We start from the raw sequence: 20,794 nt of genomic DNA on the forward strand, positions 1-20,794 counted from the left end.
AACGCACCTAATTTGGAATTAACGACTATTTGTAATAACTAATAAGAGTTTGGCTTATGCCATCCATTTATCCGCCAAAGCTTGGCTTTAACTGGTCTTTTATCAAAGGGTCAATCCAATTAAAGCTCAAAATTTAGCGCGGTAAAAGTGTAGCACCTTTCAAAATTTTGCTCAAACCTAATTATGCCAAACCAGAAGATAAATATTTGACACCACATCACTTCTGGTTGCATCCCTTCATCTTGAACGCTGTTTGGCACCATTAATAGCCAGCAGGAACCGTCCCCATACGCTGAGTGATAGGCATGTTAGCGCCAAGCAAACTGCTATAAATGGTGGCATTCTCCATGACCCGTTTGACATAGTTTCGAGTCTCAGGATAAGCGATGGTCTCTACATATTGATCGGCCGCCAATGAGCCATACACAGGCTGCCAGCGCTTGGCCTTATTGGGGCCAGCATTATAGCCAGCTGTGGCCAGTACTGGCTGATTATACAATTTGCCCATGATATCACTCATGTACCAGGTGCCATAGCGAATATTGGTATCCCCAGTATTGGCACGAGTGGCGCTATAAGTCTCACCCAGATTGCGAGCAATGTATTTGGCAGTATCGGGCATGATTTGCATTAAGCCACTGGCGCCCACACCTGAGCGAGCATTACTGACAAAGCGGCTTTCTTGGCGCATGATGCCATATGCCCAAGCTGGGTCAATACCGACTTGACGACTGTAAGTCACCACTTCACTCTGGTGCGGCATAGGGTGTGACAGACTAAAGGCATCTAAACCATCCGTATTGTCAATGGCATAAATAGAACGATCTAGCCAGCCCATATCGTGGGCATATTTTGCAGCAGCTAAAATCAATTTATTATCCTTGTTGTCACGCGCTTTTTTTACCGCCCAGTTCCATTCACGGTTGGCATAAGTACGGCTGGCGCTTGAATTATAAAGCGCAAAGGCACGGGCAAAATGCGGATCATTAAGCATACGTGCGGTATCACCGCTTGAAACGTTGGGTAAAGCGGTAGAGCCGGCATTAAAGCGTTGGCCCACTTTATCCTTTGCAAGCAAGCCGTAGTAATCGCTGCTATTGGCCAAGCGCTGATACATCTGGCGCGCTAAGCTTTTTTTGCTGCTATCACCCACTTGTTCGTAAGCACGAGCCAACCAGTACTGCCAGATGTTCTCTTTTTGAGTGGCATTATCCATCGTACCAAGGGCATGGATTAAGTCATCCCATTGGCTAAAGCGGATGGCTGCCATGGCATAGTCTTCTGCCTCTTCATAGTTAAAGCTTACGCCCAAACTTTTACGAAACCAAGTCACCGCTTCATCATTAAAGCCATCATCGGTGTTGTAGTTCATACGCTTCACACCCACAATACGATAGGCATAATGGCGTGTCTCTTCGTTCAGCAGCTTCTGAGCACGGTTGTTGTCTTGGTTGATATCATAATCTACTTGAATGGCCGCCTCTCGATAAGATTTATCGGCGATACGACCAATGGCATAAAGATATAAATATTGATTTTTTACGCTATTGGGCAGACTAGCAAAGCGGCTAATAAATCCAGTAGGATTAAGCTGAATTTCGCTCAGCTCACTATAGGCAATGGGCGTGCCGAGCGACTGTGATAGGATCATAATATCACCGGTACTGCCCACCCTTAGCATGCGCAGTAACCGCTCTTTGCGATCATTGTTGCTAATCATAGGGTTGTTGTTCATCTCTGTCGCCAATTGCGAACACAGGGCAGCTTGTTTTTTGGTGGTGAGCCACACCTCAGTCTTAAGCGACATGGCACGCATGGCATCACCGCCATTATTGAAACCCAAGGCCACCGCACATTTTTCACTGTCATCAGGATTATGGACATAGTTGGCCACTTGACGCACTGCGTTGTAATCCCCCGCCTGCGCTTTTACCTCAGCATAGTCAGCGGTCAATTTCTCAGCCATAACGCTACCGGCATATTGCTTGGCAAACTGAGTCACCACAGCAGGGTTTAAGGTCGATAAATCATTGTTCAAGCGCCAATAGGCCGGATACATAGCAAATAAGCCATTGCCCATCATTTGCTCATACTGATACAAGGCGCCAGAGTCTTTACGATCACCTGCTGCCATAGCTTCATTAAAATAATTGATGCTGGTGTCATTGGCATAGTTTTGAGTGTTTTCTTGAAAAGACAGCTGCGCACAGGCAATCTGAGTCATGCCCATTAGACCGAGTAATGAGACAGCAAGTGGCGCTTTGGGCCCCAGCTTATTTACCAAGACATGGCCCGCTTTGGACAAGGTCTGGGTCGTCGAGGTGAGAGTATCAGTAGAAATATTTTTTAGCATATAGACAGTCTTATTATTAAAAGTAAACATTATTAACAGTAAACATAGTGAAATAAAATAAAGCAGCAAAAGGCCAATAGCATCCAAGCCATCCTAAAATTGTGTGAGCTATCTTAGCAATGTTGCAGTGTTAGGCTTTGGGTTATATCAGTAGCTTTGGGTTATATCAGTAAATGTTACGCGACAAAAAAATCCCCAGTGCCATGCCGTGACTCAAAAAAGCAAGATACGCCTTCGTCTAGATTATAGGCAACAATCAAGGCTAGACCAAAATGCTTTATGTAAGCTGATGTTGCTACTTTACTTAACCAACTAGCCATCGGCTAAAACTCATTGGGTAAAACCAAGCTTATGCTCATGATGTCAAACAATAGGATGTTGCTTTAACACTCACCAAAGCACAGCTTATGATATAATATCCTCCCATTATTGCCTCAAAAAAGGCAACACCCTCTTTGCTTGATATATCTCGATAACGGTTCGTTGTATCTACCCTATACCTTCTTTTAATCCACACATCACCTTGGACTGCTTAATATGAGTGCTACTTTATTTGACCCCAAATCTATCGCTGTCTCAAATCCAGTCGATACCTCAACTCAAGCCAGCTTGGCGCATGCCAGCCAGCCTACGGGACAAGCCAAAAAGAAAGTTTATATTGCCACCCAAGGCTGTCAAATGAACGTTTATGATTCAGAAAAAATGGGCAACGTTCTAGGTGACTCCCATGACATGGTGGTTACTGATAATATCGAAGAGGCCGATGTGTTGCTCATGAACACCTGCTCCATTCGTGAAAAAGCCCAAGAAAAAGTATTCTCTGAGCTTGGCCGCTGGCGTAAGTTAAAAGAAGAAAAACCAGATTTGGTTATCGGTGTGGGCGGCTGCGTGGCCTCTCAAGAAGGTGACAATATCCAAAAAAGAGCCCCTTATGTGGATATGGTATTTGGCCCACAAACCTTACACAGATTGCCTGAGCTATATGATAAATCGACGACTCAGCGCAATGTCAAACCCAAAGATCGTATTGGTACGGTCGATGTGTCATTCCCAAGTATTGAAAAATTTGACTTCTTGCCTGAGCCAAAAGTAGAAGGCTACCGTGCCTTTGTTTCTATCATGGAAGGCTGCTCAAAGTACTGCTCATTTTGCGTCGTGCCTTATACCCGTGGTGAGGAGCTGTCACGTCCTTTAGATGACGTATTGGCTGAGATTGATAGCCTCGCTGAGCAAGGCGTGCGCGAGATCACCTTATTGGGCCAGAACGTCAATGGCTATCGCGGTGAAAAAGACGATGGCAGCATCTGCCGCTTTGCTGAGCTGCTACACTATGTGGCCCACGTGGATGGTATTGAACGTATTCGTTACACCACCAGCCACCCGCTTGAATTCACTGATGACATCATTGAAGCTTATGCTAAATTGCCACAATTGGTATCGCACCTGCATCTTCCGGTACAAAGTGGCTCCAACAAAATCTTGGCGGCCATGAAACGCAATCACACCATTGATGTTTATATCAATCAGATTAATAAGCTGATGGCTGTGCGCCCTGATATGCACTTATCAAGTGACTTTATCATTGGCTTCCCTGGAGAGACAGAAGAGGACTTCTTAGACACCTTAAATTTAGCCAAAGCGCTAGATTTTGATCACTCATATAGCTTTATCTACTCAAAACGTCCGGGCACACCGGCTTCAGAGTTACCAGACGATGTAAGCTTGGCGACCAAAAAGGAGCGTTTGGCCATTTTCCAAAAAGTCATTCGGGATTCAACGCTTAAGAAAACCGAAGAAATGGTGGGCAAAACTCTACGAGTAATGGTTGAGGAGATTGCCGATCGTTATCCTGATCAATTGCTGGGTACAGCAGACAACACACGCTCAGTACTGTTTAAAGCCACTGAGCAGCAAAAAACAGACTTGATGGGTAAATTTGTGACGGTCAAAATCACTGACTTTGTAAGCCCGCATATGGTACGTGGTGAGTTGGTGGATATCTTAGATTAGCTGTTGCTGCGCCGTATCCGCTCAGTAGCATAAAAGACAAAAAACAGCCCAATGACATCATTGGGCTGTTTTTTATGATGGCTAATACTTAGCTAGATATCCACGCTGACCACTTCCCACAGCAAAGCGGCGGCGATAACTATAAATATCAGGCCACAGATTCTATTGAGCCAAAGCAGTCTTGCGCCCTGCCCCAACCAGCCTGAAAGCTTAGTGCCGCCTAAGGTATAGACTATTTGCCAAGTAGTCTCACTCACAAAAAACCCTAAAGTCAGCCACACATATTGTGGCCACAGCGGCGCGCTAAAATTAATAAACTTGGGGAAAAAAGCGGCAAAAAACAAAATGGCTTTCGGGTTAGACAGTGACACCCACATGCCTTGGCGAAATCGCTGGCCGGCAGTTTTTAGACTATTGCTAGCATTCGTTGAACCTGTGTTAGCACTTGTTGACCCTGATCCCTTGGCAAACTGCACATTATCATCGGCATGTCGCCAAGACTGAATACCCAAATAAATTAGATATAATGCCCCCGCCACCTTCATCACTGTCAGTAGCCAAGGCAATTTACGGCTGATGATATCAATGCCTAGCAGCGCCGAAATTAATAAGGCAAACAGACCCACACTGAGCCCAGCCAATACCCAAAGTGTCTGTCGCACCCCATGATTAAGTCCGTATTGAAAGGCCAACAGCATATTAGGACCGGGTGTGGCTGAGATTAAAAAAGTGCTAAAAAAGAACAATAAAAATACAGACAGGCTCATGCAGCACGACCTTTGAAATGGGGCTATAAAAACTATTAAATAGGCTATTTAGGCAAACAACCAGTCAGTCTATAAAAGTTATTTGCCCTGCAATGAAAGAAGTAGCTTGTCCAAAAACATATCGCATTTAGTGAGCTGATCAAGTGCCACAAATTCGTTGGCCTTATGTGCCTGCTCGATACTACCAGGGCCACAGATTACAGTTGGAATACCGGCATTGGTAAATTGACCACCTTCGGTCGCGTAGGCCACCTTATGACGAGCAGCCGCACCCACTAAGCCGACGATTAATTGCTGCAAAGCGGCGCTGTCACTGTCGGTCATGGCCGGTACGCTCTCTAATTGCTCAAGCTGAATACCGCTTTGGCTATCTACTTGCTGCATTTGCTGGTTCAGCTCGCTGATTTTTTGTTCAATCGCGGGCAAAATATCGTGTGTGCCCATCATCGGTAAATTGCGATAATCAAAGGTAAATTGACATAAATTGGGCACAATATTGGTGGCCGTTCCACCTTCAATAGTACCGACTGACAAGGTAGAAAACGGCACATCAAATGCGCCATCGGTTGGGCCATTTTTTGCCAGCTGCTCTGCCAGATCATCAATAAACCCAATCAATCGCGCCGCATAGCTAATGGCATTCACCCCTTGCGGCGTCAATGAGGAATGGGCTGATTTACCGTGCACTGAGCAGCGAAATACTGAGATACCTTTATGAGCAATCACCATTTTCATAGATGATGGCTCACCGACAATACAATAATCAGGAGAAATACCGCGCTCCTTTAATTCCTCTAGCATTAACGGGGCGCCTAGGCAGCCGACCTCTTCATCAAAGGACAATGCCAGATGCAGCGGCTTCGCCAAAACGCCTTGCTTCGACAGTGCCACCGCTTTAGGCAGTAAATTTAAAGCACAAGCAATAAAGCCTTTCATATCACAAGCGCCGCGTCCATAGAGCTTATCACCTCGAATGACTGCTTCAAAAGGGTCTGATTCCCAGTCTTGACCGTCAACTAGCACCACATCGGTATGCCCAGACAACACAATACCACCGTTGATTATTGGCTGCTGTGCATCGTTACCTGCACCAACAGTCACAAATAAATTGGCTTTGCTATTATCCTCATTAAAAGTCAATACCGGCCCTAGTCCCAAGCTTTCACAGTATGCTTGTATCTGTTGAATAAGGGCTAAGTTGGAGTGACGGCTCACAGTATCAAGACCAATTAAGCACTTGAGCCAAGCGATACTGTCACGGGGGTAAGTGAGGCTGTGATTTGGCGAGGTCATGGATTTTCCTTACAAAGTTAGCAGGATGCGCCCCATCCACACTCAGACTGGCATTTGGTCTGCTCATAATAGGGGCTCATTGGCCTTTAATTTAACATAAAAAGCCAGCCCGTTTTTATCTGGACTGGCTTTTTGCTCGCACTAAAGCTTAACGCCTCAAACTGCGCTGTGGCGTCTTTGAGATTTGTTAAGAGGGACGGTTTTGATTCATAATATCAATCACCGGTGGCATAGGCTTAGGCTTGACACCTTGCTGCTCAAGCTCTTTGGCCGTCTTGGCATCGGGGGATAGACCTGCAATTAGTGGCAGGCTCATCATAGCTTTGCGAGGGCGAATCGCTAAGCTGACTGGCACCATGCGCACAAACTCATATAAATATAAATACGACTCCTCGCCGCCTTCAAACTCATCATCAGGCTCAATACGAATGCTGCCAATTTTTGCCAGATCTGAGAACATCACCGTTTCCTCAGCGCTTAAGGTGCAGTCTGTCACCCCAAATCCGGTCATAAAGCCGTTAGCCCACTGCTTAAGAGCCATCACTCGCTCATATAAGTCATGTTCGTCATCTGGCACTAAGGGTGAGTATTGATAAGCGTCATCTTTGTCTTTTAACTGAAAAGAGGTATCTTCTGCTTCTTCGGCCAATAAGGTCAGTGCCGCTTCATCTGGAATAGAGAAGCTTAGCTCGGTTAATAGCTGCTCCCAGTCCTCAATCTTACTGGGCGCATGACACACTGTCATCAGGCCAGTCATCAGCCCGTGCAGCTCACTTATGCTGACATCGGTCCAATCGGCAAACACTTTTGACCATTCGTTCCAGCCTGAAATATCGTCATTCATTACACGTACCCTTTTGCTTGTTAAGTTGCTTGTTAAGTAGTTTTTTAAGTGAGTGGCTTATGAAGTGATTAAACTTGGTTTTTTTACCGATTATACAGTCCATCCAAACACATTCATTAACATCCTAATGCTAGATATAATGTGGGCATCTGTGGCATTATTAAAGGTACTATTACATAACCTTGCATTTAATTTTTCTCCGACTTTCTCAGAAGTGACTCCCTATGACCCAACCTTTAATTGAAAAACTGCACCACTTAGATTCTATATTGCACGACATCCGCCAGCGCTATGATGCCTCTCACAATGAATTGCTGTCACTAAAAAACGGGCCACAAATTGACCCCAATGAAGTTGAGCGCCTACAGCAGCAGCTTACTGAGTCTCAAGCCGCTTATGAGCAGGCCCAGCAAACCCAGCAGCAGCTTGAACAAGAGTTATCAGATACCCGCAGCGCTTTTGAACAAGCGCAGCAAGAGCATTCAAGCCTTGAGCAAGTCTATAACCAACTTAACGATGAGCATCAAAGTCTGGTTGAAGCGCACACCAATCTAAATGACAGCTACAGCAAGCTGCTACAAAAATGTGAGGCGTTAGAGGCGTCCAATCATGCTTTATTAGAAAAGAACCGCTTGGCCCGTGAGCACACCAAAGTCGTTATGCACAGATTGACCCTTATTGACCAAGCCGCTGACTAGTCATTGTGGCTATGTCGCACATCAGCTTATAACCGTTTGGCTTGAAATTTACACCATAAAAAAACATTAGTCTGTTCAGTGCCTTTTATGGCCACCGGCTAAATTAACTGTATTTTATTTGACCTTTTTTTGCCTTTTATTTTATTGGTCCATTATTTAAGAGAACATCATGTCAACTCATAACCCTTCTGATTACGAGTCATTAGACTCTGAACATACTTCTTACACTGACGACGACACGGCCTTTGAAGCAACTAGTGGTGCTGAGCTAGAAGCCGCGGACTCTGGGCACAACTCTGATATCGAAATTATTACCCCAGATGACCTAACTGATACCTCAAGCGCTTTTGAAAATCAGCCTGAGCAGACACAAGATGAGGCCCCACAAGAGCCTCAATTCATGCCAGTTGATATTACCATCTTAGAAAAAAATTATACTATTAACTGCCCAGTGGGTGAAGAAGGCGAGCTGTATTCAGCCAGCCAATTTATCAATAGTTTTATCCAAGATCTACAGGCCAATGCCCCGCAGCTGCCCCAAGAGAATCTATTGGTACTGTGCTGCTTAAATCTGTATGAAAAAATGCAACAAGCCAAGCTACAAGCAGCCGCTAATGAAAGCGACATCGCGCAGGCCAATGAGCTGTTAGAGCATATGATTCGTGAGATGCAGCTTAGCGACTAAAAAGCGCTAGTGAGATGGTGGCTTGGTAGACTGTGCATGGAAGTCGGCTTGATGGTCATAGTTACAAAAAAACCAGCTGGTGAGCTGCTTTAGCGCCTGCTGCTTTTCAAACAGCTGCTTTTGCTGCTGCTCTTTGGCCAATTTAGCGTGCTTTTTTTGTTGACGCGTCAGATTCGCCTCTAGCGCGTCTTGTTGTAAGCGCTGCTGTAAGTCATCAATCTCAGTTGTTAACTGCTGTATTTTTTGACGCTCAGCATCAGATATGCGGCCCTCAGGCTTAGGCTCTAATACGCCGCGATATTCAGCCAAGGGATAGCCACATAAGCTACAATCTCTAGGGGTAATCACATCGCCTTCTTGTGGCATAAAAGCTTTTGGCGGCTTGGGGTACATAAATTTAAAAAACGCCCACATGGCAAGCGCGGTAATTAACAGCGTAAACACAAATGCAAACATAACCCATTTCCTAGTTTTGCGGTCAAAATAGACCCGCTTGGATATCACAATAAAGTTTTGATGTTATACTAAAGGTAATTGTATTTATTTTCGACTACGAAAATCGTTAACAATAGAAACACCCAAAACAAGCTGACACGATACTCTATTTAGCAAGATAAAATACAATAAAACTCGATAAATACCCAGATTTAAGCTTGGGCATATGCATTTATGCCGGGCTGAGTATGACAAACAAAGTAGCCAATAATCTGCAAAATGCAAATGGATTAAGCTACCCCACTAACCTTTATTTAATGCTAATAGCTTGCCTAAAAATGTGACACCAACAAAACTCAATAAGTTGCATTTGACCGGTGATTATTAGCAATAAGACCCATTACGAATAGGACCCAATAATGTCTAATGATAACAGTAGCACGGCAGCAAAAGGAAGTTCGCTGAAATTTGCAATGGCACAGTCCCACTTTATGGTCGGTGACATTCAAACCAATATCGATAAAATGCGTAGTTTGGCTATTGAAGCCCGCGACAATGGTGCTGACGTCATCGTCTTCCCAGAGCTGGCTTTGCTTGGCTATCCACCAGAGGACTTGCTGCTTCGCCCAAGTTTATCAGACCGCGTAAAAGCTGCCCTTAGCTCACTGAGCGATATTAATGATATCGTAATGATTATCGGCTATCCGCATGTCGATTATCATGGCACCTTTAACTCAGCTGCCATTATCCAAAACGGCCAACAAAAGGGCTTTTATCACAAGCAGTATCTGCCAAACTATGGCGTCTTTGATGAGCGCCGCTACTTTGACAAAGGCCGCAATCAAGTATTATTCGACTACCAAGGCGTGACCATTGGCCTGCTGATCTGTGAAGACTTATGGCAAGAAGAGCCCATCAAGGCTCTAAAAGACCAAGGTGCCGACTTAGTGGTTACCATCAATGCCTCGCCATTTGAGGCCGGTAAGCAGCACACCCGTCAAGCCCTATTGAATAAGCGTGCCACAGATAACCAGTTACCAATCATCTATGTCAATGCAGTGGGCGGCCAAGATGACCTGGTTTTTGATGGCGGCTCGATGGCCATTCAGGCCAATGGTGGCGTGGCGCATGAAGCCCCTAGATTCTTAGAGCACATGCTGTATGCTACTTATGATATAAAAAATCACACTTTTGATAGCCAAGCCAAAGCACCTTTACAGCTCAGCTCAGAGTCTGAGACGTATCAAGCCTTAGTGGTGGGTCTACGTGACTATGTCAATCACTCAGGCTTTGAAGGCGTGATTGTGGGCCTATCAGGTGGCATTGATTCGGCACTGACCTTATGCGTGGCCGTGGATGCGCTAGGCTCTGATAAAGTATATGCGGTTATGATGCCCTATGAGTACACCTCTCAAATCAGCTTAGAGGATGCCCAGGCTCAAGCGCGCCGACTCAATGTTTCCTATACGGTATGCCCCATCCATGATGCGGTAGATGGCATGCGTCATACGTTAGCCCCATTATTTAGCAAGGCCAAAGCAGATACCACGGAGGAGAACATCCAAGCCCGTGCACGCGGCATGGTACTGATGGCGCTATCAAATAAATTTGGCCATTTAGTCATCACCACAGGCAATAAATCAGAAATGGCAGTGGGTTATGCCACCTTGTATGGGGATATGGCCGGCGGTTTTGATGTCTTAAAAGATGTGTATAAAACTCAAGTATACGCTCTGGCCAATTACCGCAATCGCCTAGAAGATACCAATGTTATTCCTGAGCGTGTTATTACCCGTCCTCCTTCCGCTGAGCTACGTCCAGATCAAGTGGACCAAGACAGCCTACCCGATTACGACCTATTAGATGCCATTTTAAAAGACTATATCGACAATGACTTAGGCTTTAATGAGATTACTGCTAAAGGCTTTGACCCTGAGGTAGTGCGTCATGTTATCAAGTTGGTAGATAGAAGCGAATATAAGCGCCGGCAAGCAGCCATTGGCACTAAGATTAGCCACAAAGCGTTTGGTCGTGAGCGCCGCTATCCCTTAGTTAATGGCTGGAGCATTGAAGGCTAACGGGCCCAAAACTGTTCAGTAAATGACCTCTATTACTATAATAAAAGAGCCCTGGTGGCTCTTTTATTATATGCATAACATGCCAATTTTGCGTCTGTCTCAGCTTTTAGTCTCGAGCGCCAAAGATGGCACTGCCCACCCGAACCATAGTTGAACCTTGCTCAATGGCGTCGGCCATATCTGCACTCATACCCATACTCAGTGTGTCCCAGTTAGGCAAATCTGGATGTGCCTGCTTAATTTGTTCAAACAATTGCTTGGTGCGTTCAAAGGCATCACTGCCCTCTTTGGAGGGAATAATCATCAAGCCGCGCAGACACAGATTGCCATAGCCCTTTATAGACGTAATCAAGGCCTCAAGCTCATCAGGCAGGCAACCCGACTTACTCTCTTCATGATCAATATTGACCTGAATTAATACATTAAGCTTAGGCAAATGGCTTGGGCGCTGAGCATCTAAGCGCTTAGCAATAATATCGCGCTCAATGGTGTGTACCCAGTCAAAAGCCTCAGCGATATCTTTGGTTTTGTTGCGCTGAATATGACCAATATAATGCCAAACAATAGGGGGTACCGAGCTTACATCCCCATCCTCAGACTTAGTGAGCAGCTTGGCCACCTGATGCTGCTTATCCACCGCCTCCTGTAGGTAGTTTTCACCAAAGTGTTTCTGACCAGCTTGAGCAAGCGTGACAATCATATCTGCAGGCTTCGTCTTAGAAACCGCCAGCAAGGTGACCGGCTGCCCAGCGCAGTGTTGCCGAGCCGCCTCAATCTGCTGTGTGACCTGTTGCCAGTTTTGTATCAGTGTTGACTGTGTCATAATCTACTCTCTTATTTATTGTAATGGGCGTCGCCTAACTTGTGTCTGCGTTACCATTATAAGTGGTGCGCTCTATTATAAGTGGTGCGCTCTATTTTATAAATGAACACAAATACTTGCTCCTAAGTACTCCAAGCTTGTTATAGTGGGTGTCCACATGATTCAAGGGATAGATGAGGTGACACACGCTCACGCTTTAGATTCGCTCACTGCGCTACTACGCCATACTCAAAGCTTAAAGGCTTCAGATCTGCACCTGTCAGCAGGAATGCCCGCCATGCTGCGAATCGATGGGGAGATAACCTCGACCAGTCTACCCGCCTTAACGCATACCCAAATTCAGCAGTATATTGCCAGCACCTTAAGCCCTGCGCAAATGAGTGAATTTGAACAGCACATGACATTGGACTATGCGTTGGATGTGGCCGATGTAGGGCGATTTCGGGTCAATATATTTCAGCAGCACCGAGGTATTGCAGCTGTATTTCGTGCCATCCCCGATGCCCTATTGTCTTTACAGCAGCTCGACTTATCCAGTGATAATAAGGCCACCTTGCAACAAATAACCCAGCTCAATCATGGGCTGGTATTGGTCACCGGCCCCACCGGCTGCGGAAAATCAACCACAGTGGCCGCTTTGGTTGATCATATTAACCAAACACGCGCCGCCCACATTCTGACCATCGAAGACCCCATTGAATTTATTTATCACGCCAAAAAAAGCTTAATCAATCAGCGGGAAGTGGCGCGTCATACCGCAGATTATACGAAGGCCCTACGCTCAGCTTTGCGTGAAGATCCCGACGTTATTGTGATTGGTGAGCTGCGTGATTTGGCCAGTATACGTTTGGCGCTTACTGCAGCTGAGACCGGGCATTTGGTACTGGCAACGCTACATACCCGCTCTGCGATTAAAAGCATCGACAGAATTGTGGATGTATTTGCGGCCGATGAAAAGGACATGATCCGATTTTTGTTGTCCGAATCGCTACAAGCTGTGATCTCGCAAATATTAATTAAGCGCCCTGAGGGCGGACGAATAGCCGCTCACGAGATTATGGTGGCCACCCCTGCCATCTGTAACATGATTCGTCAAAACAAACTGGCACAAATGTATTCCGCCATTCAAACTGGTCACAGCCAAGGCATGCAGACTCTAGACCAAGCGCTCACCGATCTAATCCAGCGCAAACTTATTAGCCCACATAGCGCTCAGCATCATGCCAAATTGTGCTAGGTGATAAAAAGCGTGAAAGCGCATCTTGTCTCATTTACCATAAAAAAAGCCTGTTTAAAAACTAATGCCAGTCAGTTAAGGCAAAAACTCAATAAAAGTAATAAAATAGCCCATCTAATAAGTAGATGGGCTATTTTACTATGAGACTACAAGACGCTATTAATGAGACGCATAAAAGGACTCCAGACACCCTAGAACAATTTAGTGAATTAATAGACCCTGAGTGGATACAGCAAGCTTTAGAGTATACCGGCAAAGCGAGCATTAGAAGACGTAAGCTACCTGCCGAACACGTTGTTTGGATAGTCATCGGCACAGCTTTATATCGAAACCGTTCAATTTGGTATATCACAGAGCAGATGCGTCTTAATCTAGACTCACAGGCCTGTGTGCCCAGCGCTGTGGTACAAGCAAGACAACGCCTCGGGCATGAGCCTCTAAAGCAGCTATTTCATCAACTAAGTGCTCACTACCAAACAGAATCACGAGCCCAGCAGCAAGACTTCATGGGACTTAGCGTCCACGCTGTAGATGGCGTCGTATACTCACTCCCATCCACTGATGAGAATCTTCAGTACTTTAGCTCAAGCAAAGGCAGAACTAAAGAGGCGCCCTATCCCCAAATGCGTTCAGTATGTCTGATCAATACTGACACGCATGAGGTCATTGACACAACCCTTGCAGATATGGGTCAAGGAGAGATCACCTTAGCCCGTCAGCTAAATGTTCAAGACAACAGCATTACGCTCTTTGATAGAGCCTATTTCTCAGCAGACCTACTGATTAGTTGGCAACAAGCCCATCCAAACAGTCACTGGCTCATGCGGGCTAAAGATAATCTGCGTTACACTGTGATTGAGACCTTTAGTGAAGGGGACTACTTAATACAAATGCCAGTCTCTCCTCAGGCACAAAAGAAAAATCCAAACCTACCTGCTACTTGGCAAGCTCGATTAATTGAGTGTCGTTATGAGGGCAAGACAAGACGATACATCACCTCTTTAATAGATGATAAACGCTTTACTAAGGATAAAGTGGCACAGCTCTACTTGCAGCGCTGGGAGATCGAGATGGCTTTTAGGGAAATTAAGTCTGATTTACAGCAGGGGCTGTTGTTAAGAAGTAAGCTGCCACAGCTTGTATTACAAGAGTTCTGGGGGCTTATGATTGCTTATAATCTAATAAGACGTTTGATGCGCTATATGGCCCTTAGAGCTAAGGTTAGCCCTCTACGAATTAGCTTCCATATGGCGTCTATTACGATTGTTGATCTGTTACGGTTTGCGCCTTTACAGGCTGCAGGACTCTTCCCTAAGCTGTTAGATGCAGTTTTAGAGGAGGGAAAATTGTTTGTTATTCCTGAACGTAGAAAGCGATCTTGCCCGAGGGTAGTTAAGGGGAAACCACAAAAATATCCCAAAAAAAATACCAGTCAGCGTTAACTGACTGGCATTACTGTTTAAAAACAGGCTTTTAGCAATAGGCTTTTAAAAAGGCCAACTCAGTTATGGGCCAAGCGGCGCTATCACCACCTGCTTATTTAGCAGAGTCTTGGCAGTCCTCATTCGGACATAAGCCATAAAGTACCAAGGAGTGACCTGATAACCTAAAGCCATGCTCCTGAGCCACTTTTAATTGCTCTTGTTCGATATTCTCGTTATGGAATTCAACAATGGTGCCACACACATCACACACCAGATGGTCATGATGTTCTTCTTGAGTGATTTCAAATACTGACAGATTATTTTCAAAGTTATGGCGCTCAACGATACCGGCCTGCTCAAACTGAGTCAGCACACGGTAAACGGTGGCTAAGCCCACATCTTCACCTTGCTCGATTAAAGCTTTATAAACCTCCTCGGCACTCATATGATGATGCTCAGCACTTTCTAATAGCTCAAGAATCTTGATACGAGGCAAAGTAATCTTTAATCCTGCTTTACGTAAATCCTGATTGGTAAATTTCATTGCGATCCTTATGACGTTATAATTGATGAACGGAACCTAAGATAAGATAACCAATTAATGCAAAATTTAGTTAAATAGTCTCGTAAGTGGTAGGCAATTGCAAGTAATTGACGTATCATTTATCAAAATCCAGCTTTTATGACATCCGCTGGTCTAACTTTGTTATCTTACCGAAACTTAATATCATTTTATAATTACCAAACTACTGGTAATTCTAGTCACTGTCTTTAATCGCTATGACCCAACTCTAGCGATCACAATGGGTAACTCTAAAACGTGAAATTATGAATATATTAAAACACTTACTTTATCCTATCGCTCTTACTGCTACTTTGACACTGACCGGTTGTTCTTGGTTTAGCGTATATACCATTGACCTGCCTCAGGGCACTCCGATCACTCAAAGCCAAGCCCAGCAAATCCAACCTGGCATGACAAAAAACCAAGTGCTTTACTACATCGGTAGTCCCGCCATGCGTGACTCACTTGCGCCAAATCGTTGGGATTACATCTATGATTATAAGCCAGGCACTTACGGTAAACGTGAAGGCAAACAAATAATCAAAAATGCCAGTCAACATCTTATCATTTATTTCGATGATGCCGATACTGTTATAAAAGTAGAGGGTGTTGAGAGCTTACCACAAACCAAGCCATAATATTTATTGCGCCTTGGCCATTAATGTGTCATACGTGCTGTTAACCAAAAAGCTTGGATTAACAGCACTGACTTCATATTCAATAAGCCGACACCATTTGTGGGCTCATGTCTAACTTGCTGCTCTAACTTTATACCCTTAGTTTAGCCTCAAGTATCTCAAAGTTATTTTCTATTCTTGTTTGATTGTTGTTGCGGCAATTTATTGCACCGCTCTTTTTTTGCGTTTGCGCATGGGATCAATGGTCAGCGGACGATATATTTCTATGCGGTCATGTGCTTGTAGCTCATAGCTGAGCAGCTTTTTTTGAGAAAACACACCAACCCACCAGTTTTTATTGTCCACTTGGGTATCGTCTTTGTGCGCCTCACACCACAGCTTTAATTGTGGATACACCTCAAGCCACCCTGCCTGCTGCAGCGCCTGCAATAATAAGGTGCCCGCTTTTACTTGCATCTCAAGATACACCGTGTCAGTGGGCTGTGCTGGATTGGGCGAGTAAGCAAGACTGATGGGAATAAGACTCATTGATGTGTTCATGAGACAAACCAACCTACCACCGCGGCAATAATAAGCGCAGGCACTAGGATACGAATGGCCACACGCCATAAGTTATAAATGCCTTCTGACTTGAAGTTCAATGATTTGCGCATGTGGCTAATTTTCATCAACCAGCCTGAGAATATTGCCAAAACCAGAGCACTTAACACGCTTAGCGCAACCAACAGCATCGTCAATACTTTAGGGGTCGCTATCACTACCAATAAGATGGTCAGTACTATACTAATGACAGTTGCGATGCCTAATCCAAAACGGCCAAAGCGGGTGGCGATTTGGCTACTGGCGTAATGCATAAAAAATGCCCCGGCTGCCAAGACGCCCAGCGCATATACCAAAGCAGTAACAGGCGCAAAGCTGGTGCTACTAAAAATCAGCGCCACACTGCCGATAACCAACTGAGTTAGCCAGATAGGTAACACTGTTTTGGTCGCAATCTCTCGCGTATTGCGGCCCGCTTCAGCACTGTGATTAGGGTCACGGCTTACTAAAGGATTATTAAACCAGTAAAGACCTGTGCCGACACCGACACTGACCAGCGCCAAAGTCACCGCTCTTGCCCACTCTCCTAGGCTGCTCTCAGTCATTATGAGCGCCAATGAAGATAAATTGGGTAGCGCTGCCATCACAAAAGCAATGGCAATTAGGGCCAAAGACGCAACCAAGGTAGTGGCGCCAAGCAGACTTAATAGTCCCGCTATCACCACCATACCGACCGCCAACGCATAGCCTGGGATATCCAAGGACATGCCCATTTGTGCCGTTGCTTCAAGCACATTGTTACTGACCGCATTGATACTTAGAGCCGCTACTACCAAGGACAATAGCACCGTTAGCCAGACAAAGCTGCGCCATATTGGTGTGGTATCTGCTTGGCGGGTCAACTCTTGTATGCCTTGAGCGGGCGTCTTTTGGCTGCGGTGTGCCAAGCCAATTTCTGCATACAATAGCGGTAGGCCGACCACTACCATGGCCACCAGCCACATCAGCCAGAAGTCTAATTGGCCGGCAGGGCTAGGAACGAACCATCTAAATAACAATAAAGGCAGTAGTGCAGCAATAAACAAAGAAGCAAAACGGTTTTGCATGCTGATATCCATGGATTAAAGTTTGTAATTAAGAGCAAGCTAATTTAACAACCAGCCAATTTAAAAGTAAGCTAGAGCCTAAAACGTTGGGGCTAATTACGCAATTTAAACCACTAAGTGAGGTTTAAATCCCAATTTAAGCACAAAATAAGCCAGAAAATAATAACACCCATAATAACAAAAACCCCGAAGAACGGGGTTGATGTTTGATGATATCTTTTAGGCCAAACTTAATAAGCAAGTAGGTCCTGATATCGGCTTAGTGAACCGCACCAATGAACTGTGACAATACTTTGATATCACGGTCAGACAGTCGAGAGGCCACAACCTGCATCATGCCTTTGTCACCCTCTTTGGCTGAGTCGTTAATACGCTTTTGATCACGTGTTACATCATCTTCACGACCTGCTGCACGGAACGCTTTAAGCTGAATGCCTAAGTATTCTGGATGCTGACCGCCAATACGTGGGAAGCCTGCATAACCATTACCTAAGCCTTTAGGATCATGACAACCGGCACAAGCAATAACGCCGCGCTTTTTATCACCGCCTAAGAACAGCTTGCTACCTTCAGCGGCAGTTGCTGGGTTACCCGCGAAAGCACCCCAAGGTTTTTGCTGTGAGAAATAACCTGCTACGTTGGCTAAATCCTGCTCAGACAAAGCAGAAATCTGTGCCTGCATGATACCGTTAACACGATATCCGGTTTTAAAATCTCTTAACTGTTTAAACAAATAACGCACATTTTGGCCACCCAAGTTTGGCTGAGTAGGCACAACACTAACGCCAGTCATACCATGACAGGCAGCGCAGTTGTTTTCAACAATTTTTTGACCTGCCGCAACATCATATTTAGGGACAATAAGGGCTGCGCTGGCGCTGATACTGGCAATACATAGGCTGGTGGCAACGAGCAATTTTTTCATTGTAGTCTAATCCTACTAAGTCTTTCATGCGGTAGCTAAATAACTATAACCCTTGACCATAACCAAGCTGCTGAAGTAATTACAGTGTCAGCAGCAACAATAATGACTGCGTTACGCCAAATTTAGGCCCAAGCGCTCAGCATATGGTTTAAGTTATAATCACTCACAGAGAATAATTAATACCATTATTATATCAATAGTTTTGTAAAAATAGCTACCCATCCGTGACATATTAGTCAAAGCACAGCAATAATTAGCGCCCATACTACAGCATAAGGGCAATAACACCCAAAAAAGCCCTGATATTATCAGGGCTTTAGCTGATAGTCTCAGCATTTTTTAAATAATATTTAGGGTCGATTGTTTTAGTTGTAATTAACTATTGCCCCGTTTTTATTTAAGGCTAAACAAAGCACTACTTGGACATAAATTCAATCAAAGCGGCATAGTCAGCGCTAGACTTACAGTCATTGCAAAGCCCGCCTGCAGGCATTTGTTTTCCACCATTTCTAACCGACTGTACCAAAGCTGGCATGCCTTTTTCTGCTTTTAATTTCGCCCAAACCGCAGTATCGCCTGTTTTTGGGGCATTAAGTGCACCGGTATCGTGGCAAGCGGCGCAGCTGGCTTCATAACGCTGAGCAACATCGGCATTGCCCAATATAGGGGCACCGCTGAGTAATATCCCGGCTATTAATGGCATCATGGCTTTATTAAATTTCATTTTTGTTCTCCTTACCTTCGAATGCACCAGCGTGCTGGCAGACTTTGAGTCAATGTTTCGGCCTAAGGTATTCAATTTGAGTGATGTCTTGGCTTTAACGGATTCGAGGTATCGTACAAAGGGTTAGAATATCTGAGATTATTTATCGAACAGGATGCTTATGTTATGTGATCGCTTATCGCACCCTTTAAAATCAGTAAACAGATATTCACTTAAATACTATTATGAAGGCATTTGTTTAAATTTCAATTAATAACTGACCAGCGTGATAAACTTTTTGTAACCCCTCTTTGTGCAAGAGGCTTTGCCGACCTAGTTATTTAATACACTTATAATAGCATTTTATGGCCACTTTTTAGGTCTATAATGTCAATCAATGGGTTTAATAAAACTAAATATTAACACCTTATATTTTATTTTTATTAAATACTGTGCTTTTCAAAGTTACATCCGAGCAAAAAAAATAACACTTTTGACGGGTAACTCAGCACTGACATGCCTCATTATTCAAGCTATAAAGGGGGGCTATTATCATTCAAGCGTAAGACTGGTTATAATGGGGATAGTTATAAATTTGAGCTGACTGCCCACTTATCTGCCTTTATAGGTAACTATTCTTATATACTTGCCTTTTATTGAATATCTAATTTGCCTTTATTAACTGTTAGTATGTATCTATTTTTATTATTTAGTTCAAAACTTGAGACACCCTATGGCTAATGCACCAAAGACCAAAAAACCCAAAGCACCTCAATATATTGCGCCAGAATCGGCTTCTGACTTATCACATTTGTCTCCCAGAAAGCGCTTAGAACAAACTGAGTTTTTGATGTCAGCGCCTACTTTTAAGCTGTGTCCACCTGACACCGGCTATGAAGTGGCTTTTGCTGGCCGCTCAAACGCAGGCAAATCTTCAGCCATCAATGTATTGACCAATCAGCGCCAATTGGCCCGCTCTTCAAAGACACCGGGACGCACCCAGATGATTAACTTCTTTACCATAGGTAATGAAGAAGCACGGTTGGTGGATCTGCCAGGTTATGGCTATGCCGCTGTGCCTGAGAAAATGAAGCTGGTATGGCAAACTGAACTTGAAGAGTACTTAGTGTCACGTGAGAGCTTGGCAGGTTTGGTACTGTTAATGGACAGCCGCCATCCGCTAAAGTTCTTCGATGAGCAGATGCTACGCTGGGCCAAAGATGGTGAACTACCTGTGCATGTTTTACTCACTAAAGCCGATAAGTTTAAATACGGTCCGGCCAAAAACATCTTATTACAGACCAAACGAGAGCTTGAAAAACTCGATTTGCCCTTTTCGATTCAGCTTTTCTCCTCTCTAAAAAAAGAAGGTATCGATGAGCTGTCTGAAGTCATGGGCCGCTGGTTAAGAATTGATGGCCAAGCTGAGTAAATCTACAACCTGAATTTTGTGCCAATTACCCTTAAGCTAGGTTTTATTTTATAATGAGGATGTTTTGACTCATTTATGTGGCCAGTGGCCTATGATTTGATATTTAATAACGCTGGCCCAACCTATTTAAACATTGACCTATTGAGATTAAGGTAGCGCTCATAGCCTGCGCCATAGCTTCAAAGCTTTTCATATTTTATAGCCCCCTTTGAAGGTATTGAGCGTATATTTTAACTTT

General features: G+C 44.5%; 19 protein-coding genes. 8 read left to right on the forward strand and 11 right to left on the reverse strand.

Going from position 1 to position 20,794, the window contains the following annotated elements:
- Positions 1-262 precede the first annotated feature (262 nt).
- Positions 263-2,353, reverse strand: coding sequence for a lytic transglycosylase domain-containing protein (locus MN210_RS10195; protein ID WP_110817370.1), 2,091 nt, complete (start codon positions 2,351-2,353; stop codon positions 263-265).
- Positions 2,354-2,890: 537 nt separating this feature from the next.
- Between MN210_RS10195 and miaB the strand changes: the two genes are divergently transcribed.
- Positions 2,891-4,363: a tRNA (N6-isopentenyl adenosine(37)-C2)-methylthiotransferase MiaB gene (gene miaB / locus MN210_RS10200; RefSeq protein WP_011961092.1), complete on the forward strand. Its 1,473-nt coding sequence runs from the start codon at positions 2,891-2,893 to the stop codon at positions 4,361-4,363.
- 92 nt (positions 4,364-4,455) lie between these two features.
- On the opposite strand, the gene MN210_RS10205 is transcribed toward miaB, so the two are convergent.
- The 3 genes from MN210_RS10205 to MN210_RS10215 all read right to left on the reverse strand — a co-directional run bounded on the left by MN210_RS10205 (position 4,456) and on the right by MN210_RS10215 (position 7,267).
- Positions 4,456-5,130, reverse strand: a complete 675-nt coding sequence (locus tag MN210_RS10205; RefSeq protein ID WP_338412160.1) for a LysE family translocator — start codon at positions 5,128-5,130, stop codon at positions 4,456-4,458.
- Between the two features lie 78 nt (positions 5,131-5,208).
- Positions 5,209-6,423 carry an acetylornithine deacetylase gene (argE, locus tag MN210_RS10210; protein WP_338412161.1) on the reverse strand — a complete coding sequence of 405 codons (1,215 nt, stop codon included), beginning with the start codon at positions 6,421-6,423 and terminating at the stop codon, positions 5,209-5,211.
- Between the two features lie 187 nt (positions 6,424-6,610).
- Positions 6,611-7,267, reverse strand: coding sequence for a UPF0149 family protein (locus MN210_RS10215; protein WP_011961095.1), 657 nt, complete (start codon positions 7,265-7,267; stop codon positions 6,611-6,613).
- A 224-nt stretch (positions 7,268-7,491) separates the two neighbouring features.
- On the opposite strand from MN210_RS10215, the gene MN210_RS10220 reads away from it, so the two are divergent.
- Both MN210_RS10220 and MN210_RS10225 read left to right on the forward strand, forming a co-directional pair.
- Positions 7,492-7,965 carry a hypothetical protein gene (locus MN210_RS10220; RefSeq protein ID WP_241878479.1) on the forward strand — a complete coding sequence of 158 codons (474 nt, stop codon included), beginning with the start codon at positions 7,492-7,494 and terminating at the stop codon, positions 7,963-7,965.
- Positions 7,966-8,134: 169 nt separating this feature from the next.
- Positions 8,135-8,650: a cell division protein ZapA gene (locus tag MN210_RS10225; protein WP_011961097.1), complete on the forward strand. Its 516-nt coding sequence runs from the start codon at positions 8,135-8,137 to the stop codon at positions 8,648-8,650.
- A 6-nt stretch (positions 8,651-8,656) separates the two neighbouring features.
- On the opposite strand, the gene MN210_RS10230 is transcribed toward MN210_RS10225, so the two are convergent.
- The gene (locus MN210_RS10230; RefSeq protein ID WP_338412162.1) at positions 8,657-9,106 is read right to left on the reverse strand and encodes a hypothetical protein; all 450 of its coding nucleotides are present in this window, start codon (positions 9,104-9,106) and stop codon (positions 8,657-8,659) included.
- 398 nt (positions 9,107-9,504) lie between these two features.
- Between MN210_RS10230 and MN210_RS10235 the strand changes: the two genes are divergently transcribed.
- Positions 9,505-11,163, forward strand: a complete 1,659-nt coding sequence (locus MN210_RS10235; RefSeq protein WP_241878481.1) for an NAD+ synthase — start codon at positions 9,505-9,507, stop codon at positions 11,161-11,163.
- A gap of 106 nt (positions 11,164-11,269) precedes the next feature.
- Here MN210_RS10235 and MN210_RS10240 read toward each other — a convergent pair whose 3' ends face one another.
- Positions 11,270-11,986, reverse strand: coding sequence for a YggS family pyridoxal phosphate-dependent enzyme (locus MN210_RS10240; protein WP_338412163.1), 717 nt, complete (start codon positions 11,984-11,986; stop codon positions 11,270-11,272).
- Positions 11,987-12,143: 157 nt separating this feature from the next.
- On the opposite strand from MN210_RS10240, the gene MN210_RS10245 reads away from it, so the two are divergent.
- Positions 12,144-13,223, forward strand: coding sequence for a type IV pilus twitching motility protein PilT (locus tag MN210_RS10245; RefSeq protein WP_338412164.1), 1,080 nt, complete (start codon positions 12,144-12,146; stop codon positions 13,221-13,223).
- 140 nt (positions 13,224-13,363) lie between these two features.
- Positions 13,364-14,665: an IS4 family transposase gene (locus tag MN210_RS10250; protein ID WP_338412165.1), complete on the forward strand. Its 1,302-nt coding sequence runs from the start codon at positions 13,364-13,366 to the stop codon at positions 14,663-14,665.
- A gap of 94 nt (positions 14,666-14,759) precedes the next feature.
- Here MN210_RS10250 and fur read toward each other — a convergent pair whose 3' ends face one another.
- A complete protein-coding gene (gene fur, locus MN210_RS10255) occupies positions 14,760-15,191 on the reverse strand; it encodes a ferric iron uptake transcriptional regulator (RefSeq protein WP_110816909.1) in 432 nt (143 codons plus the stop codon).
- Between the two features lie 284 nt (positions 15,192-15,475).
- Between fur and MN210_RS10260 the strand changes: the two genes are divergently transcribed.
- Complete coding sequence (locus MN210_RS10260; RefSeq protein ID WP_011961103.1) at positions 15,476-15,850, forward strand: outer membrane protein assembly factor BamE; 375 nt, start codon at positions 15,476-15,478, stop codon at positions 15,848-15,850.
- Between the two features lie 201 nt (positions 15,851-16,051).
- Here MN210_RS10260 and MN210_RS10265 read toward each other — a convergent pair whose 3' ends face one another.
- From MN210_RS10265 to MN210_RS10280, 4 genes are all read right to left on the reverse strand, one after another.
- On the reverse strand, positions 16,052-16,390 hold the full coding sequence (locus tag MN210_RS10265) for an RnfH family protein (protein WP_011961104.1): 339 nt from the start codon (positions 16,388-16,390) through the stop codon (positions 16,052-16,054).
- Positions 16,387-17,496 (reverse strand): hypothetical protein, encoded by a 1,110-nt coding sequence (locus MN210_RS10270; RefSeq protein ID WP_338412166.1) that lies wholly within the window; start codon positions 17,494-17,496, stop codon positions 16,387-16,389. Before MN210_RS10270 ends, MN210_RS10265 begins: the two co-directional genes overlap by 4 nt.
- Before the next feature lie 259 nt (positions 17,497-17,755).
- Complete coding sequence (locus MN210_RS10275) at positions 17,756-18,421, reverse strand: c-type cytochrome (RefSeq protein WP_011961106.1); 666 nt, start codon at positions 18,419-18,421, stop codon at positions 17,756-17,758.
- Between the two features lie 415 nt (positions 18,422-18,836).
- Positions 18,837-19,145, reverse strand: coding sequence for a c-type cytochrome (locus tag MN210_RS10280; RefSeq protein ID WP_011961107.1), 309 nt, complete (start codon positions 19,143-19,145; stop codon positions 18,837-18,839).
- Between the two features lie 712 nt (positions 19,146-19,857).
- On the opposite strand from MN210_RS10280, the gene yihA reads away from it, so the two are divergent.
- Positions 19,858-20,556: a ribosome biogenesis GTP-binding protein YihA/YsxC gene (gene yihA / locus MN210_RS10285; RefSeq protein ID WP_011961108.1), complete on the forward strand. Its 699-nt coding sequence runs from the start codon at positions 19,858-19,860 to the stop codon at positions 20,554-20,556.
- Positions 20,557-20,794 lie beyond the last annotated feature (238 nt).

Origin of the sequence: Psychrobacter raelei (genome assembly GCF_022631235.3) — a bacterium.
GTDB lineage: Bacteria > Pseudomonadota > Gammaproteobacteria > Pseudomonadales > Moraxellaceae > Psychrobacter > Psychrobacter raelei.

Bases quoted from the DNA above. Each gene is read 5' to 3' on its own strand.
- MN210_RS10195 (WP_110817370.1), bottom strand. From the start codon at position 2,353: ATGCTAAAAAATATTTCTACTGATACTCTCACCTCGACGACCCAGACC.
- miaB (WP_011961092.1), top strand. From the start codon at position 2,891: ATGAGTGCTACTTTATTTGACCCCAAATCTATCGCTGTCTCAAATCCA.
- MN210_RS10205 (WP_338412160.1), bottom strand. From the start codon at position 5,130: ATGAGCCTGTCTGTATTTTTATTGTTCTTTTTTAGCACTTTTTTAATC.
- argE (WP_338412161.1), bottom strand. From the start codon at position 6,423: ATGACCTCGCCAAATCACAGCCTCACTTACCCCCGTGACAGTATCGCT.
- MN210_RS10215 (WP_011961095.1), bottom strand. From the start codon at position 7,267: ATGAATGACGATATTTCAGGCTGGAACGAATGGTCAAAAGTGTTTGCC.
- MN210_RS10220 (WP_241878479.1), top strand. From the start codon at position 7,492: ATGACCCAACCTTTAATTGAAAAACTGCACCACTTAGATTCTATATTG.
- MN210_RS10225 (WP_011961097.1), top strand. From the start codon at position 8,135: ATGTCAACTCATAACCCTTCTGATTACGAGTCATTAGACTCTGAACAT.
- MN210_RS10230 (WP_338412162.1), bottom strand. From the start codon at position 9,106: ATGTTTGCATTTGTGTTTACGCTGTTAATTACCGCGCTTGCCATGTGG.
- MN210_RS10235 (WP_241878481.1), top strand. From the start codon at position 9,505: ATGTCTAATGATAACAGTAGCACGGCAGCAAAAGGAAGTTCGCTGAAA.
- MN210_RS10240 (WP_338412163.1), bottom strand. From the start codon at position 11,986: ATGACACAGTCAACACTGATACAAAACTGGCAACAGGTCACACAGCAG.
- MN210_RS10245 (WP_338412164.1), top strand. From the start codon at position 12,144: ATGATTCAAGGGATAGATGAGGTGACACACGCTCACGCTTTAGATTCG.
- MN210_RS10250 (WP_338412165.1), top strand. From the start codon at position 13,364: ATGAGACTACAAGACGCTATTAATGAGACGCATAAAAGGACTCCAGAC.
- fur (WP_110816909.1), bottom strand. From the start codon at position 15,191: ATGAAATTTACCAATCAGGATTTACGTAAAGCAGGATTAAAGATTACT.
- MN210_RS10260 (WP_011961103.1), top strand. From the start codon at position 15,476: ATGAATATATTAAAACACTTACTTTATCCTATCGCTCTTACTGCTACT.
- MN210_RS10265 (WP_011961104.1), bottom strand. From the start codon at position 16,390: ATGAACACATCAATGAGTCTTATTCCCATCAGTCTTGCTTACTCGCCC.
- MN210_RS10270 (WP_338412166.1), bottom strand. From the start codon at position 17,496: ATGCAAAACCGTTTTGCTTCTTTGTTTATTGCTGCACTACTGCCTTTA.
- MN210_RS10275 (WP_011961106.1), bottom strand. From the start codon at position 18,421: ATGAAAAAATTGCTCGTTGCCACCAGCCTATGTATTGCCAGTATCAGC.
- MN210_RS10280 (WP_011961107.1), bottom strand. From the start codon at position 19,145: ATGAAATTTAATAAAGCCATGATGCCATTAATAGCCGGGATATTACTC.
- yihA (WP_011961108.1), top strand. From the start codon at position 19,858: ATGGCTAATGCACCAAAGACCAAAAAACCCAAAGCACCTCAATATATT.